This is a genomic window from Bradyrhizobium sp. USDA 326 (assembly GCF_049739485.1).
In the GTDB taxonomy this organism is placed as follows: domain Bacteria; phylum Pseudomonadota; class Alphaproteobacteria; order Rhizobiales; family Xanthobacteraceae; genus Bradyrhizobium.
The window spans coordinates 3,019,681-3,034,391 of sequence record NZ_JBMGQA010000001.1; the positions used below are offsets into that span (position 1 = coordinate 3,019,681).

Consider the following 14,711-nt stretch of genomic DNA (forward strand, 5'->3'; position numbering starts at 1 on the left):
CCAACGATCTGCGGCCGCCATTCGGGGCGCCACGGGGGCAAATTCTCTTGTCCTTGCAGGGAGCGGGCGGACGTATAGGGGGGAAGGGGCCTTGCGTCAAGTTTTTGGGCGGGGATTCGTACCCGCGGCGGCGCAGGTGGGCCCCTCTCTCGCTTGCGGGAGAGGGTTGGGGAGATAGCTCTCTCCGCGGTGGGGCAGTCGTGAGTGCCCCCCCCCCCAGAGGAGAGCGCCCTCACCCGCGCCTTCGGCATAGCCGAGGCTTCGCCTCGGCGTCCTCTTTCAAGGACGGCCACCGAAGGCGGCCTACGCTCTCCCGCGGAGCGGGAGAGGTGGGAGCCCGCGGTTACCTCCCGATCACAAAAACGGCAATGATTGTCGCGCCTTACCATCACATAAAGGGCGTATTCGCCGCCGAAATATCAGGGGGAGTTCCGGGGCGGATACGTCCGGACACATTGTTTGCCGCGGTTTTTGGTTTAAGTAACAGCGCATCGCGCCCCGATTGGATTGTTTCGTGCTTGCAACGTCCCCTTTTGCGCAGGGTTTGCGCTCAGCCCGTCCGCGCCTGGCCGGCTGGCTGATGGCGCTTTGCGCGCTGTCCCTGGCGTGGGGCGCGGTGCCGGCGGCGGCGCAAGGCAAGCTCGAGGCGCAATATGAGGCCTCGCTGGCCGGCATTCCCGTCGGCAAGGGCGCCTGGAACATCGATATCCAGGACGACGTGTTCTCGGCGGCGGCCGCGGGCGGTACCACGGGACTGCTGAAGTCGTTCACGGGCGGCTCCGGCACCGGGGCCAGCCAGGGACGCGTCGTCAACGGCGCGCTGGTGGCGACCGGCTACCAGGCCTCCACCACCACCCAGAAGAAGACCGAAGAGATCCGCATCACCCTCGACAAGGGCAATGTGAAGGACTTTGCGATCCTGCCCGAGCCGCCGGTCGATCCTGATCGCATCGTCGTCACCGAGGCGCATCGCCGCGGCGTCTGGGACCCCATGACGGCCTCGCTGCTGCGCGTGCCCGGCAATGGCGATCCGGTGTCGCCGGAGGCCTGCCACAACGGCGCGCCGGTGTTCGACGGCCGCATGCGCTACGACCTCAAGCTCGATTTCAAGCGCATGGAGACCGTGAAGGCGGAGAAGGGGTACAAGGGCCCGGTCGTGGTGTGCTCGCTCTATTTCGTGCCCGTCGCCGGCTACATCCCCGATCGTCCCGTGATCAAATACCTCGCCGCCCAGCGCAACATCGAGATCGCCTTCGCCCCCGTCGCCGGCACGCGCATCCTGGTCCCGTTCTGGCTGAAAGTGCCGACGCCGCTCGGGCCCGCCATGCTGGAAGCCACCAGCTTCATCACCTCGGCCCAGCCGCCAAGAGTCGCGAAAACGCAGTAAAAGCCATAGCGGCGGTCCGCATTTACCCTCCCCTGGAGGGCCCTCCAGGGGAGGGTAAGAGAATCTCCGTAAAATCAATCACTTCCCTACTGTGCATGGGGTTGTTTTCGCAACAATAAGTTCGGGAGGCCGTCATGGCCGGGCTTGACCCGGCCATCCATCCTTTCGAGAGACGCGCGGTTTTCGATGGATGCGCGGGTCAAGCCCGCGCATGACGAAGGCGGGAATCCATTTGACTCCTCGGCGATTCTGATTCGACTCCGCGCCGTCCCCAGCTTTAACGAATCCAGTCGCTTGTGCGACCGCGCAAAACTCCATCTAGTGCGCAACCAGCGCGAGTCCCGCGACATGTTGCGAGAACGGAACGGGACTCGACGGGGAGTCAGCGATTCGGCCGCGATTTGTTCTAGAGTCGTTCCGAAGCTTAAGGCGAACGGGAAAAGCGTCGCAAAGTGAAACAGTTGCGCGGGAATTGGGAGGAGCGTGTCCACGCCTTCGGTGTGTCCCTCACCCTGAGGCGGCCGCGCGAGCGGCCGTCTCGAAGGGCGAGGGGCCTGGCTCCCTCAATGGCACCAGTCGGGCCTTCATCCTTCGAGACACGCTGACGCGCTCCTCGGGCTGAGGACCAAAGCAAGCCCCCGGCCCGCCTCATCCAGCACTGACATTCGCCCAAATCGCCACTACCTAATCCTTCAGACATGGCTTTTTCCTCCTCCCCCTTCGCCTCCGAGCGCGCGCCTTCCGATCGCGTGCCCGGCGCCGGCGTCACTGCGGTGCTCGGGCCGACCAACACCGGCAAGACCCATCTCGCCATCGAGCGGATGCTCGCGCATCCCTCGGGCATGATCGGCCTGCCGCTGCGCTTGCTCGCGCGCGAGGTCTACAACAAGATCGCCGCCAGGGCCGGTGAAGCCAGCGTCGCGCTCGTCACCGGCGAGGAGAAGATCAAGCCGAAGAACCCGCGCTATTGGGTCTCCACCGTCGAGGCGATGCCGCGCGACCTCGATGTCTCCTTCCTCGCCGTCGACGAGGTCCAGATCGCCGCCGATCTCGAACGCGGCCACGTCTTCACCGATCGCATCCTCAACCGCCGCGGCCGCGACGAGACGCTGCTGCTCGGGGCTGCGACGATGCGCCCGATCATCGAGCGGCTACTGCCGGGCGTGTCCATGATCACGCGTCCCAGGCTGTCGCAGCTCGAATTCGCCGGCGACCGCAAGATCACGCGCCAGCCGCGCCGCACCGCCATCGTCGCGTTCTCGGCGGATGAAGTCTACGCCATCGCCGAGCTGATCCGCCGCCAGCATGGCGGCGCCGCGGTGGTGCTGGGATCGCTCTCGCCCCGCACGCGCAACGCGCAGGTGGCGATGTTCCAGAACGGCGACGTCGACTATCTGGTCGCCACCGATGCCGTCGGCATGGGCCTCAATCTCGACGTCGACCACGTCGCCTTCGCCTCCGACCGCAAGTTCGACGGCTACCAGTTCCGCCGCCTGACGCCGGCCGAATTCGCGCAAGTAGCCGGCCGTGCCGGCCGCGCCACCCGCAACGGCACCTTCGGCACCACCGGCCGCTGCGCGCCGTTCGAGCCCGAGCTCGTCAACGCGCTGCAGAACCACACCTTCGATCCCGTGAAGGTGCTGCAATGGCGCAACTCGAAGCTGGATTTCTCCTCGCTCGGCGCGCTCCAGGTCTCGCTGAACCTCGCCCCCGGCCACGAGGCGCTGACGCGCGCGCCTGTTGCCGAGGACATGCGCGTGCTCGACCACGCCGCCCGCGACGGCGAGGTGCGCGATATCGCGCATGGCAAGGCCGCGGTGGAACGGCTCTGGGAAGCCTGCCAAGTCCCGGACTACAGAAAGCTGTCGCCGGCCGCCCATGCCGAGCTGGTGACGACGCTCTACGGTTTCCTGATGCGGAAGGGTTGCATCCCTGATTCCTGGTTCGAGTCCCAGGTCACCCAGGCCGACCGCATCGATGGCGACATCGACACGCTCTCGGCCCGAATCGCCCAGATCCGCACCTGGACCTTCGTCGCCAACCGCCCGGACTGGCTGAGAGACCCCGAACGCTGGCAGGGGATCGCGCGGGAGGTCGAAAATAAATTATCGGATGCGCTCCATGAACGCTTGACTGAGCGTTTCGTTGATCGCCGGACCAGTGTATTGATGCGCCGCCTGCGGGAGAACACGAGCTTGAATACTGAAATCGGCAAGACCGGCGAAGTCATCGTCGAAGGCCATGTCATCGGCCGCCTCGACGGCTTCACCTTTGCACCGGATGCTGCGGAAGCGGGCTCCGATGCGAAAGCCTTGCAGGCCGCAGCGCAAGCGGTGCTCGCCGGCGAGATCAACGCGCGCGCCGAGAAGCTCGGCAATGCGCCGGACGAGCAGTTCGTGCTGACCTCGGAGGGCATCATCCGCTGGACCGGCGATGCCGTGGCGCGGCTGTCTGCCGCAGACGACGCGCTGCATCCGCGCATCCGCATCATCTCCGACGAGCGGCTGACCGGCGGCCCCCGCGACAAGGTCCAGGCGCGGCTCGAGCTCTGGGTCAAGACGCATATCGAAAAGCTGCTCGGGCCGATGTTCGAGCTGTCGAAGGCCGAGGACGTCACCGGCATTGCCCGCGGCATCGCCTACCAGCTGGTCGAGGCGCTCGGCGTGCTCGAGCGCCCGAAGATCGCGAGCGAGCTGAAGGATCTCGACCAGTCCTCGCGCGCCGTGCTGCGGAAATACGGCGTCCGCTTCGGCGCCTACCACATCTATTTCCCCGGCCTGCTCAAGCCCGCCGCGCGTGCGCTCGCCGCGCTGCTCTGGGCGCTGAAGCAGGACAATGTCGATCTCTCCGCGCTCTCGGGCGCGCAGCATCTGGCATCTTCGGGCCGCACCTCGTTCCCGGTCGACAAGCAGCTGCCGCGCGATGCCTATCGCGTGCTCGGCTACAAGCAGGCCGGCGAGCGCGCCGTGCGCGTCGACATCCTGGAGCGGCTGGCCGATCTGATCCGCCCCGCACTGGCCTGGCGCGAGAACTCGCCCGGCGAAAAGCCCGCCGGCGCGTTCGACGGCCGCAGCTTCGTGGTCACGCAGGCGATGACCTCGCTCACGGGTTCAGCCGGCGAAGACTTTGCCTCCGTGCTGCGAGCGCTCGGCTATCGCATGGAGAAGCGTCCGCCGCTGCCGCCAAAGCCGGTCGTTGTCGAAACGGTTGCGGCCGAAACGCCGCCCGCCGAGGGCAGTGCGGAGACATCGGCCGAGACTTCGACCGAGACGACCTCGACAGAGACGGCGGCAGAGGCCGTGGCCGGCCTGCCGGCGGAGGCCTCCCCTGAAGCTGGCGCCGAGCCGGTCGCCGTCGAAGACGCGCCCGGCATGGAGCCGCACGACGAGCCCGCTCATGAGGAGCCGGCGCTCGAAGCCTCTTCCGAGGCTTCCCTCACGCCCGAAGACGCCCCCGGCATCGCGCCGCCGGCAGAAGAGGCTGCGACGTCCATCGAGGCTGCCGGCCTCGAAGCCGCTGCCGCCGAGACGGCCGCGACCGAAGCCGCTGCATCGCCCGACGCTACCGCGCTAGAGGCTGCCACGCCCGAGGCTGCGCCCGCGCCGGCAGAACCCGAGCTGGTCGAGGTCTGGCGCCCGGCGGGCCGTCACGAGGACCGCAAGCCGCGCCACGAGCGCCATCGCCATCAGCGTCACCACCAGCCGCGTCCGCAGGCCGGTGCCGAAGGCGCCGCGGCCGCGCCGGGCGAAGCGGCCGAGGGCGCAAAGCCGGGCGAGCGCCATCGTCATGGCGGTCATCGCCGCGATGGGGCCAAGGACTTCCGCAAGGGCCGCGAAGGTGGTGGAGAGGGCGCGCCGCGTCCCGAGGGGCGCGACGACAGGAATCGCCGTTTCGAGGGCAAGGATCGCGACAAGGATCGCAACCGCGACAACAAGGGCAAGTTCGGCGGCGATCGCGACAAGGGTCGCGAGCATCGCGGCCGCGACCGCGACAAGGGCCGCGACCGCCAGGGTGGCCCGTCGCTGCGTCCCTACGCCTCGAGCGCGAACCCGCGTGAGCGCGATCGTCCTGCCGATCCGAACTCGCCCTTCGCCAAGCTCGCCGCGCTGAAGGAGCAGCTGTCCGGTCGGAAGGAGTGATCCTACGACCGACCGGCAGCGCATCGACAAATGGCTGTGGCACGCGCGGGTGGTGAAAGCGCGCACCTCCGCGGCCGAGCTCGTCGTCACCGGCCATGTCCGCGTCAATGGCGTTCGCGAGACATCGCCGGGTCACGCGATCAAGCCCGGCGACGTGCTGACCATCGCACTCGATCGCACCGTGCGCGTCCTGAAGGTGACGGGCTTCAACGAACGCCGCGGCGATGCTGCCTCGGCACGGGTGCTGTATGAGGAGCTCGGGACGCGCAATTAATTGCGCCTGTCATTCATTTCTTGGTCGATCAAACGCGCAAAGCGGTCATGATCGGCCTTCCCGATCTTGCGGCGCCGGGCCATCCGCGCTACGCAAGCCACGACTTTTAAAAGAGCTTTTCGGAGCGTTGGATGACTTACGTCGTCACTGAAAACTGCATCAAGTGCAAGTACACCGACTGCGTCGAGGTCTGCCCGGTCGACTGCTTCTACGAGGGTGACAACATGCTGGTCATCCACCCCGACGAGTGCATCGATTGCGGCGTGTGCGAGCCCGAATGCCCCGCCGACGCCATCAAGCCGGACACGGAACCGGGCCTCGAAAAGTGGCTCCAGGTCAATGCCGACTATGCCAAGAGTTGGCCCAACATCACCCAGAAGAAAGAATCGCCCGCCGACGCCAAGGAATTCGACGGCATGGAAGGCAAGTTCGAGAAATATTTTTCTCCGAACCCGGGCTCGGGGGACTAATTCAGGCCCAAACTTAACCCTAATAGCGGCGCTGCCGCCGAAAACCAGCCCTCAAGACCCCTAAATCATTGATTTTTGCGGGAAATGTGCTATATTGGGCACATTAAGCCGAACCCCGTCAGCCCCGTTTGGCCCCTCAGGGTTCCCGTGAAACCAAATGTCGAACAGGGGCGTGGCAGTTTCCGCGCGCAGGCTGTGTCACAGAAAACGCGTAAAAAGAGTACTTCAGCGAGGGCTTCCCATAAGGAGGCCAAAAAAGTCGCCGCGGCCAGCCGTAGCGCATCCAAGGGTCGGACCGCGACGAAGGCGCCGGCTGCAAAGTCCTCGAAGAACAAAAGAAGCGCAATGCCTAACAAGACTGCCAAACCGGCCGCGAAAGCGACCGCTGCCAAGCCTGCTGCCGCCAAGCCTGTGACTGCAAAGCCGGTGGCCGCCAAGGCTCCCGCTGCCAAGCCCGCGACGAAGGCCCCTGTTGCTGCTACGCCTGCCAAGGCTCCCGCAGCGGTCAAGCCGGCTGCCAAGCCCGCTGCCGCGCCGAAGGTCGAGGAAAAGAAGGTCGTGACCCAGCGTCAGGGCTTCAAGGCCAACGAATTCGTCGTCTATCCCGCTCACGGTGTCGGCCAGATCCTGGCCATCGAGGAGCAGGAGATCGCCGGTGCGAAGCTCGAGCTGTTCGTCATCAACTTCATCAAGGACAAGATGACGCTGCGCGTGCCGACCGCCAAGGTCGCCAATGTCGGCATGCGCAAGCTGTCCGACCCGGCGCTGGTCAAGAAGGCGCTGGAGACGCTCAAGGGCCGCGCCCGCGTCAAGCGCACCATGTGGTCGCGCCGCGCCCAGGAATACGAAGCGAAGATCAATTCGGGCGACATCGTCGCGATCGCGGAAGTCGTGCGCGACCTCTATCGCTCTGAGTCGCAGCCGGAGCAGTCCTACAGCGAACGCCAGCTCTATGAAGCGGCGCTCGACCGGCTCTCCCGCGAGATCGCGGTGGTGCAGCACTCGACCGAGACCGAAGCGGTCAAGGAGATCGAAGCCCAGCTCGCCAAGAGCCCGCGCCGCGCCAGTGCCAAGGCAGAAGCCGCCGACGGCGAAGCCGAGACGGACGCCGAGGGCGATACCGACGATACCGATGGCGACGACACCACGGTCGCCGACGAGGCGGCGTAGGCACCGCGTCGAATGCAAGAGATCGAGAGCCCGGCCGTTCGGCCGGGCTTTTTGTTTGGAGTTCGGAGGGTGGGTTACGGCCGCAGATGCGCTTCGCGCCTCCGCTGAGCGATGGGTTTGTTGGAGAAGATCGTAACGCAAAGCCGTCATCCGGGTTCGTGCTTCGCACGCCACGGAATGACAGCGCTCAGAAATTGATGAGGGCCTACTTCACCGGCCGCTTCTCGAGCTTCCTTGCCAGTGTCCGCCGGTGCATGCCCAATCGCCGTGCCGCTTCCGAGATGTTGAACTCCGTCTCGATCAGGGTCTGGTGGATGCGCTCCCATTCCAGTGTCTTGATCGAGGTCGGCCGCGCATCGAGCGCGACCTCGGCATTGCCTTCGGCCTTGTTGAAGGCGGCTTCGATGTCGTCGGTGTTCGAAGGCTTTGCGAGATAGTGGCAGGCGCCGAGCTTGATCGCCTCCACGGCGGTGGAGATGCTGGCAAAGCCGGTCAGCACCACGATCAGCATGTCCGGATCGTGCGTGTGCAGGAGCTCGACGCAGGCGAGGCCCGAGGCGCCGCCGAGCTTGAGGTCGACCACGGCGTGGCCGAAGGAGCGTTGCTCCAGCACCTGCCGCACCTCCTCGATCGAGGCGGCGAGCACGACTTCGTAGCCGCGGCGCTCGAAGGAGCGCTTCAGCGTGCGGGCGAAGCCGGCGTCGTCTTCGACGACGATGAGGGAGCGGTCAGGCGTCAAAATTCCCTCCGATCGCGAGCGTTGCGAGCGGCAACGTCAGGCGCACCGTGGCGCCGCGCTTCCTGTGGTTCTCGGCGGTCACGGTGCCTCCCAATTTGCGAACGACATTCACCACCAGGAACAGGCCGAGCCCGCCGCCGGCGCGCCCCTTGCTCGACTGGTAGGGCTTTCCCAGCTGCGCCAGCATCTCCGGCGCAAAGCCCGGGCCGCGGTCGCTGATCGACAGCACCAGATTGTCGCCTTCGCGCTCGGCGACGAGCTCGACCCAGTCGCGCGAGACCTCATAGGCGTTGTCGAGCACGTTGAAGATCACCTGCTTCAACGCGACGTCGGAGACGATCGCGACGTCCTCGCCGAACGTATTGACGAAGTAGAGCGTGCGGGCCGAGCGCGCGTCGCGCCATTCCTCCACCAAGGCGGTCACGAAGGCCGTCACCGTCGTCGGCGAGGAGCCTTCGCCGCGCGCTTCGCCGGCCGACACCAGGATGCCCGTCACGATGGACTTGCAGCGTTGCAGCGAGGTCTCCATTTCCGCAAGATCCTCGGCGAGCTCCTCATCGGCGGCGAGATCCGGCATGCGACGCCAGTCGCTGAGGATCACTGAGAGCGAGGCCAGCGGCGTGCCGAGCTCATGTGCCGCGCCGGAGGCGAGCAGGCCCATGCGCACGATGTGATCCTGCTCGGCCGCATGCTGACGCAGCGCCGCCAGATGTGCATCGCGCTCGCGCAAATTCCTGTTGATGCGGGTGACGAACACCACCAGCAGCACGGCATTGAGGACGAAGCCGAGCAGCATGCCTGTTACGGTGAGGGTGTAGGTCTCACTCAGCGGATTGGGCGGCAGGTCCAGTGGTCGGTAGGCCAATGTCAGCCAGACGAAGCTCGCACAGGTCAGCGCGACCAGCGACCAGGTCGAGCGGGCATCGAGCAGCACCGCGCCCAGCGTCACCTGGAGCAGGAACAGCGAGGTGAAGGGATTGGTGGCGCCGCCAGACAGGTAGAGCTGCGCGGTCAGCGCGGCGACGTCCAGCATCAGAGCGACCAGCAGCTCATTATTCGTGATTGCGGCGCGATGGCGCACCCAGACCAGGCTGGAGACGTTGAGCAGCACCAGCGCGCCGATCACCGCGCTCATCCGCTCCAGCGGCAGGGGGATGCCGAGGCCGAAATGCACGGCTCCGATGGTCACGATCTGGCCGACCACCGCGGTCCAGCGCAGCTGGATCAGCAGCGCCATGTTCTTGCGATTGGTCTCGTCCTCGGTCGGCATGGTGCCGATCAGCTCGCTGCGCGCGTCGGCCTGCGATTGCAGCGTAACGGCTTGCCCGTCACGCCCAAGCGTCTGGGAAAGCGTTTTCCCGTCGTCAGGTCGGCTCGACGATCGTTCCTGCATCTGATCCCGTCCTGCGGGCGGCGGCATCCGAGCCGCCGGCCTTTTCGTGGACGAAGCGCTGGTGGCGGAACAGCCCGCCGCCGAATGTGACGAAGAGTTTGCCGGCCAGCATGAAAGCCAGGGCAAACCACGTCAGCGCGTAGATCAGGTGGTTATTGGGAAAGCGGATCACGGTCAATCCGCCGATCGGACCGTCGGCAATTTGTGATCCGGCGTCGGCATCGACGAAGAAGGGCGCGACATTGTGAAGGCCGCGTGCCGCCGCAATCGCGGCGACATCCCGTGAGTACCAGCGGTTGTGCTGGGGCGCGTTGTCCCGGAGAAATCCGCCCTTCGGCTCCGTCATGCGAAGCAGGCCGGTGATCTCGACCTCACCGTCGGGATTGCTGCCCCCGCGCGTCGACGCGTCGCGTCGCTCGGAGGGCACGAAGCCGCGATTGACCAGCACCAGCGTGCCGTCGCTGCGCTTCAGCGGCGTCAGCACCCAATAGCCCGGACCTTCCTCGGTGACGGCCTGAACCAGAGTCTCGCGGTCATGCAGGAAGCGGCCGCTCACGCTGACGTGTCTGTATTCATCGCTTGCGGCGCTGATGGTGGGCCACGATGCGGATGACGGGACCGGCCGCGCCGGTGCGTGAACGCGCTGCTCGACGCGGTCGATCAGCGCCAGCTTCCAGGCCCGGCGTTCGATCTGCCAGACGCCGAGCGCGACGAGAATCGCAAAGGCGATGAGCAAGAGGGCCGTGAGCCACAAGGAAGGGGCGCGCACAGCCTCGCTGCGCATCCCCCCTGGCTTGCTCGTCACGGTCCCGGTCTTGCTCACGTCGGAGTCTCGCTCAGTTCATTCCCGGCATCTGGTGCATCGGCATCATGTTGCTGTTGAGGTGGCTCATCACCCACAGCGAACCGGACAGCGCGATCACCACCATCACGATGGTGAAGATCAGCGCCATCATGCTCCAGCCGTTCTCGGAGGTCGTGTTCATGTGGAGGAAGTAGATCATGTGCACGACGATCTGAACGACCGCGAAGGCCATGATGACCAGCGCGGTGATTTGCTTGCTCGGAAGCGCCCCGCTCATCACCAGCCAGAACGGGATCGCGGTGAGCACAACCGAGAGCACGAAGCCGAGCAGATAGGTCGAGAACGTGCCGTGAGCGTGGCCGTCGCCGTGGTGATCATGGTCCGCATGGGCGGCGTGGGTATCGGTGTTCATCGCAGAACTCCCAGGAGATAGACGAAAGTGAAGACGCCGATCCAGACCACGTCGAGGAAGTGCCAGAACATCGACAGGCACATCAGGCGGCGGCGGTTGGCCTCGATCAGGCCGAACCTTTGCACCTGCACCATCAGCGTCACCAGCCAGATCAGGCCGCATGAGACGTGCAGGCCGTGGGTCCCGACCAGGGTGAAGAAGGCCGACAGGAAGGCGCTGCGCTGCGGCGTGGCGCCCTCGTGGATCATGTGGGCGAACTCGGTGAGCTCGATGCCGATGAACGCGGCGCCGAACAGGCCGGTGATCGCCAGCCACATCTGGGTCTGGCCGATCTTGTTCTGCTGCATCGTCAGCATGGCAAAGCCATAGGTGATCGACGACAGCAGCAGCATCGACGTGTTCACCGCGACCAGGTTCAGGTCGAACAGGTCCTTCGGCGCGGGCCCGGCGGCGTAGTTGCCGCCGAGCACGCCGTAGGTGGCGAACAGGATCGCGAAGATGAGACAGTCGCTCATCAGGTAGATCCAGAAGCCGAGCGCGGTGCTCCAGCCTTCCGGATGCGGATGTTCGTCGGCGAGATAGAAGAGCGGCTCGCCGGTCTGCGAGGGATTGACAGCGACAGTCATTTACTTGGCTCCGGCGAGCAGTTTGGTGCGCGCGTCCTCCGTCCGGATGATGTCTTCAGCCGGAATGTCGAAGTCGCGGTGATAGTTGAAGGTATGGCCGATCCCGACGGCGAGCATCGCGATGAAGCTCGCAGCCGCCAGCCACCACATGTACCAGATCAAGCCAAAACCCATCGCGGTGGCGAAGCCGGCGAGAATGATGCCGGTGCCGGTGCTGCTGGGCATGTGGATCGGCTTGAACCCGGTGAGCGGACGCTGATAACCGCGCTTCTTCATGTCCCACCACGCGTCATTGTCGTGAACGACGGGGGTGAAGGCGAAGTTGTAGTCCGGCGGGGGCGATGAGGTCGCCCATTCCAGCGTACGCGCGTCCCAGGGATCGCCGGTGACGTCCTTGAGCTGCTCGCGCTTGAGCAGGCTGACCGCGAACTGCATCAGCATGGAGAGGATGCCGATCAAGATGAAGAGGGCACCGATCGCGGCGATGACGAACCAGATCTGAAGCGAGGGATCGTCGAACACGCGCAGGCGGCGGGTCACACCCATCAGGCCGAGCACGTAGAGCGGCATGAAGGCGAGATAGAAGCCGGTGACCCAGAACCAGAACGACATCTTGCCCCAGAACGGATCGAGCTTGAAGCCGAACGCTTTCGGGAACCAGTAGTTGATGCCGGCGAACGCGCCGAACACCACGCCGCCGATGATCACGTTGTGGAAGTGCGCGATCAGGAACAGGCTGTTGTGCAGGACGAAGTCGGCCGGCGGCACCGCGAGCAGAACGCCGGTCATGCCGCCGATCACGAAGGTCAGCATGAAGGCGATCGTCCACATCATCGGCAGCTCGTAGCGGATACGGCCGCGATACATCGTGAACAGCCAGTTGAACATCTTCGCGCCCGTCGGGATCGAGATGATCATCGTGGTGATGCCGAAGAATGAGTTGACGCTGGCGCCCGAACCCATCGTGAAGAAATGGTGCAGCCACACCAGGTACGACAGGATGGTGATGACGACCGTGGCGTAGACCATCGAGGTGTAGCCGAACAGCCGCTTGCCCGAGAAGGTCGAGGTGACCTCGGAGAAGATGCCGAAGGCGGGGAGAACCAGGATGTAGACCTCGGGATGGCCCCAGATCCAGATCAGGTTCACGTACATCATCGGGCTGCCGCCGAAATCGTTCGTGAAGAAGTTGGTGCCGACGTAGCGGTCGAGCGAGAGCAGCACGAGCACGACGGTCAGGACGGGGAAGGAGGCGACGATCAGGACGTTGGTGCAGAGCGAGGTCCAGGTGAACACCGGCATCTTCATCATCGTCATGCCGGGGCAGCGCAGCTTGACGATGGTGCAGATCAGATTGATGCCGGATAGCGTGGTTCCGACGCCCGCGACCTGCAGCGCCCAGATGTAGTAGTCGACGCCGACATCGGGACTGTAGCCGATGTTCGAGAGCGGCGGATAAGCCAGCCAGCCGGTGCGGGCGAATTCGCCGATGAACAGCGAGGCCATCACCAGCACTGCGCCGCCGACCGTCATCCAGAAGCTGAAATTGTTCAGGAAGGGGAACGACACGTCCCGTGCGCCGATCTGGAGCGGCACGACGTAGTTCATGAGGCCGGTGACCAGCGGCATCGCCACGAAGAAGATCATAATCACACCGTGGGCGGTGAAGACCTGGTCGTAGTGATGGGCGTTGAGATAGCCTTCGGAGCCGCCAAAGGCGAGCATCTGCTGGCCGCGCATCATCAGCGCGTCGGCAAAGCCGCGCAGCAGCATCACGATGCCGAGGATCATGTACATGATGCCGATGCGCTTGTGGTCCACCGTGGTGAACCACTCGCGCCAGAGATAGCCCCAGAGGCGGAAATAGGTGAGGCCGCCGAGCAGCGCGGCGCCGCCGAGCGCGACCACCACGAAAGTGCCGACGACGATCGGTTCGTGTAGCGGCAGTGACTCGAAGGTGAGCCGGCCGAAGATGAGCTTGAGAAAATCAGGAGACATGCTGGATCTCTATTAGGAGTCTGACTTCGGACGCTGTCCGAGGAAGAAGGACGAGGACTTGAGCGGCGTGAACGACGGCCGCTTCAGGCCGGCGCCGATGAGCGGCATGGTGTCGGTCGGAGCCGTGATCGAGGCAGTGGTCCTGCCCTGCGGCGCATCCGGCGTGCAGGTGCCGGCGACGAAGCTCGGCTCCGGTCCAAGCGCGGTGCCGCGCCGGGCGTATTTGTCGTAGGCCAGCGGCAGCGTGTTGTTCAGGCCCTGATGGCCGGCGCCGCCCTTGGCGTCGATCGCCATCATCTCGCTCTGGCACATCTTGCCGGTCTCGACGCACATGTTGAGGATCAGGCGGTAGAGATCGGCATCGACGGAGCCCCAGCGGCGCACCGGCTCGTTCTGGCTGGGCTTTTCGAGCTGGAGATATTCGGCGCGGCCGAGCGAGCCGCCGGCCGACTTGGCGCTGGCGATCCAGGCGTCGAAGCTCTTGTCGTCGAGGCCCTTGAAGTTGAAGTGCATGCCGGAGAAGCCGGCGCCGCTGTAATTCGCCGAGAACCCCTTGTAGGTGCCGGGGTGGTTGACGACGGCGTGGAGCTTGGTCTCCATGCCCGGCATTGCGTAGATCTGGCCGGCGAGCGCGGGGATGTAGAACGAGTTCATCACCGAGGAGGCAGTGATGCGGAAGTTGATCGGACGATCGACGGGCGCGGCCAACTCGTTGACGGTCGCAATGCCGTAACCCGGATAGATGAAGAGCCACTTCCAGTCGAGCGCGACGACATCGACCTCGAGCGGGGCCTTGGACTGGTCCACGGCGCGGTCGGCATGAATGCGGCCGAGCGTGCGATACGGATCGAGCAGATGCGTGCCCATCCAGGTCAGCGCGCCCAGGCAGACGATGATCAGCAGCGGCGCCGACCAGATCACCAGCTCGAGCTTCGTCGAGTGGTCCCATTCCGGCTCGTAACGAGCGGCCGTGTTGGATTGGCGGTAGCGCCAGGCGAACAGCGCCGTCAGCGCCATCACGGGGAGGACGATCAGGAGCATCAGGACGGTGGAGATGATGACGAGGTCGCGCTGCTGGGCAGCGATGTCGCCGGCTGGCGCCAGCACGACATAGTCGCAGCCGCTGAGAGCGGCAGCCAGAGGTAGTAGCGCCAGGATCTTGAGACGAGACACGGGCCGAGCCTTTGAGAATGAGTTTCTTTTGCGGGGCCAACGGGTAGCTGCGGCGCAACAATCCGGACATTGGACAATTTGTCCAATGTTGCAGTGCGGAATGTTGGGACAGACAGGACCGGATT

General features: G+C 65.1%; 12 protein-coding genes. 5 read left to right on the plus strand and 7 right to left on the minus strand.

Going from position 1 to position 14,711, the window contains the following annotated elements; translation table 11 throughout:
* The first annotated feature begins 577 nt into the window (after nt 1-577).
* The 5 genes from ABIG06_RS14380 (at nt 578) to ABIG06_RS14400 (ending at nt 7,440) form a co-directional block, all read left to right on the plus strand.
* Nucleotides 578-1,387, plus strand: coding sequence for a DUF3108 domain-containing protein (locus ABIG06_RS14380; protein WP_370140842.1), 810 nt, complete (start codon nt 578-580; stop codon nt 1,385-1,387).
* Nucleotides 1,388-2,085: 698 nt separating this feature from the next.
* Nucleotides 2,086-5,526 (plus strand): helicase-related protein, encoded by a 3,441-nt coding sequence (locus ABIG06_RS14385; protein ID WP_370137247.1) that lies wholly within the window; start codon nt 2,086-2,088, stop codon nt 5,524-5,526.
* 22 nt (nt 5,527-5,548) lie between these two features.
* Nucleotides 5,549-5,800: an RNA-binding S4 domain-containing protein gene (locus ABIG06_RS14390; protein ID WP_124162756.1), complete on the plus strand. Its 252-nt coding sequence runs from the start codon at nt 5,549-5,551 to the stop codon at nt 5,798-5,800.
* Between the two features lie 131 nt (nt 5,801-5,931).
* A complete protein-coding gene (gene fdxA, locus ABIG06_RS14395; RefSeq protein WP_018643465.1) occupies nt 5,932-6,270 on the plus strand; it encodes a ferredoxin FdxA in 339 nt (112 codons plus the stop codon).
* Between the two features lie 345 nt (nt 6,271-6,615).
* Nucleotides 6,616-7,440 carry a CarD family transcriptional regulator gene (locus tag ABIG06_RS14400; RefSeq protein ID WP_199752117.1) on the plus strand — a complete coding sequence of 275 codons (825 nt, stop codon included), beginning with the start codon at nt 6,616-6,618 and terminating at the stop codon, nt 7,438-7,440.
* Nucleotides 7,441-7,645: 205 nt separating this feature from the next.
* Here the strand turns inward: ABIG06_RS14400 and ABIG06_RS14405 are convergent, their stop codons facing one another.
* From ABIG06_RS14405 to cyoA, 7 genes are read right to left on the minus strand one after another with little or no spacing between them, the layout of a single operon-like run.
* On the minus strand, nt 7,646-8,179 hold the full coding sequence (locus ABIG06_RS14405; protein ID WP_124162758.1) for a response regulator transcription factor: 534 nt from the start codon (nt 8,177-8,179) through the stop codon (nt 7,646-7,648).
* A complete protein-coding gene (locus tag ABIG06_RS14410; protein WP_370137251.1) occupies nt 8,169-9,572 on the minus strand; it encodes an ATP-binding protein in 1,404 nt (467 codons plus the stop codon). The genes ABIG06_RS14405 and ABIG06_RS14410 overlap by 11 nt, the downstream gene beginning before the upstream one ends.
* Nucleotides 9,544-10,395, minus strand: a complete 852-nt coding sequence (locus tag ABIG06_RS14415; protein ID WP_370137253.1) for an SURF1 family protein — start codon at nt 10,393-10,395, stop codon at nt 9,544-9,546. Before ABIG06_RS14415 ends, ABIG06_RS14410 begins: the two co-directional genes overlap by 29 nt.
* A 13-nt stretch (nt 10,396-10,408) precedes the next feature.
* The gene (gene cyoD / locus ABIG06_RS14420; RefSeq protein ID WP_124162761.1) at nt 10,409-10,789 is read right to left on the minus strand and encodes a cytochrome o ubiquinol oxidase subunit IV; all 381 of its coding nucleotides are present in this window, start codon (nt 10,787-10,789) and stop codon (nt 10,409-10,411) included.
* Nucleotides 10,786-11,415 (minus strand): cytochrome o ubiquinol oxidase subunit III, encoded by a 630-nt coding sequence (gene cyoC, locus ABIG06_RS14425; RefSeq protein WP_124162762.1) that lies wholly within the window; start codon nt 11,413-11,415, stop codon nt 10,786-10,788. Before cyoC ends, cyoD begins: the two co-directional genes overlap by 4 nt.
* Nucleotides 11,416-13,413 (minus strand): cytochrome o ubiquinol oxidase subunit I, encoded by a 1,998-nt coding sequence (gene cyoB / locus ABIG06_RS14430; protein WP_370137255.1) that lies wholly within the window; start codon nt 13,411-13,413, stop codon nt 11,416-11,418.
* A 12-nt stretch (nt 13,414-13,425) separates the two neighbouring features.
* Nucleotides 13,426-14,586 (minus strand): ubiquinol oxidase subunit II, encoded by a 1,161-nt coding sequence (gene cyoA, locus ABIG06_RS14435; RefSeq protein ID WP_370137258.1) that lies wholly within the window; start codon nt 14,584-14,586, stop codon nt 13,426-13,428.
* Between the last annotated feature and the right edge of the window lie 125 nt (nt 14,587-14,711).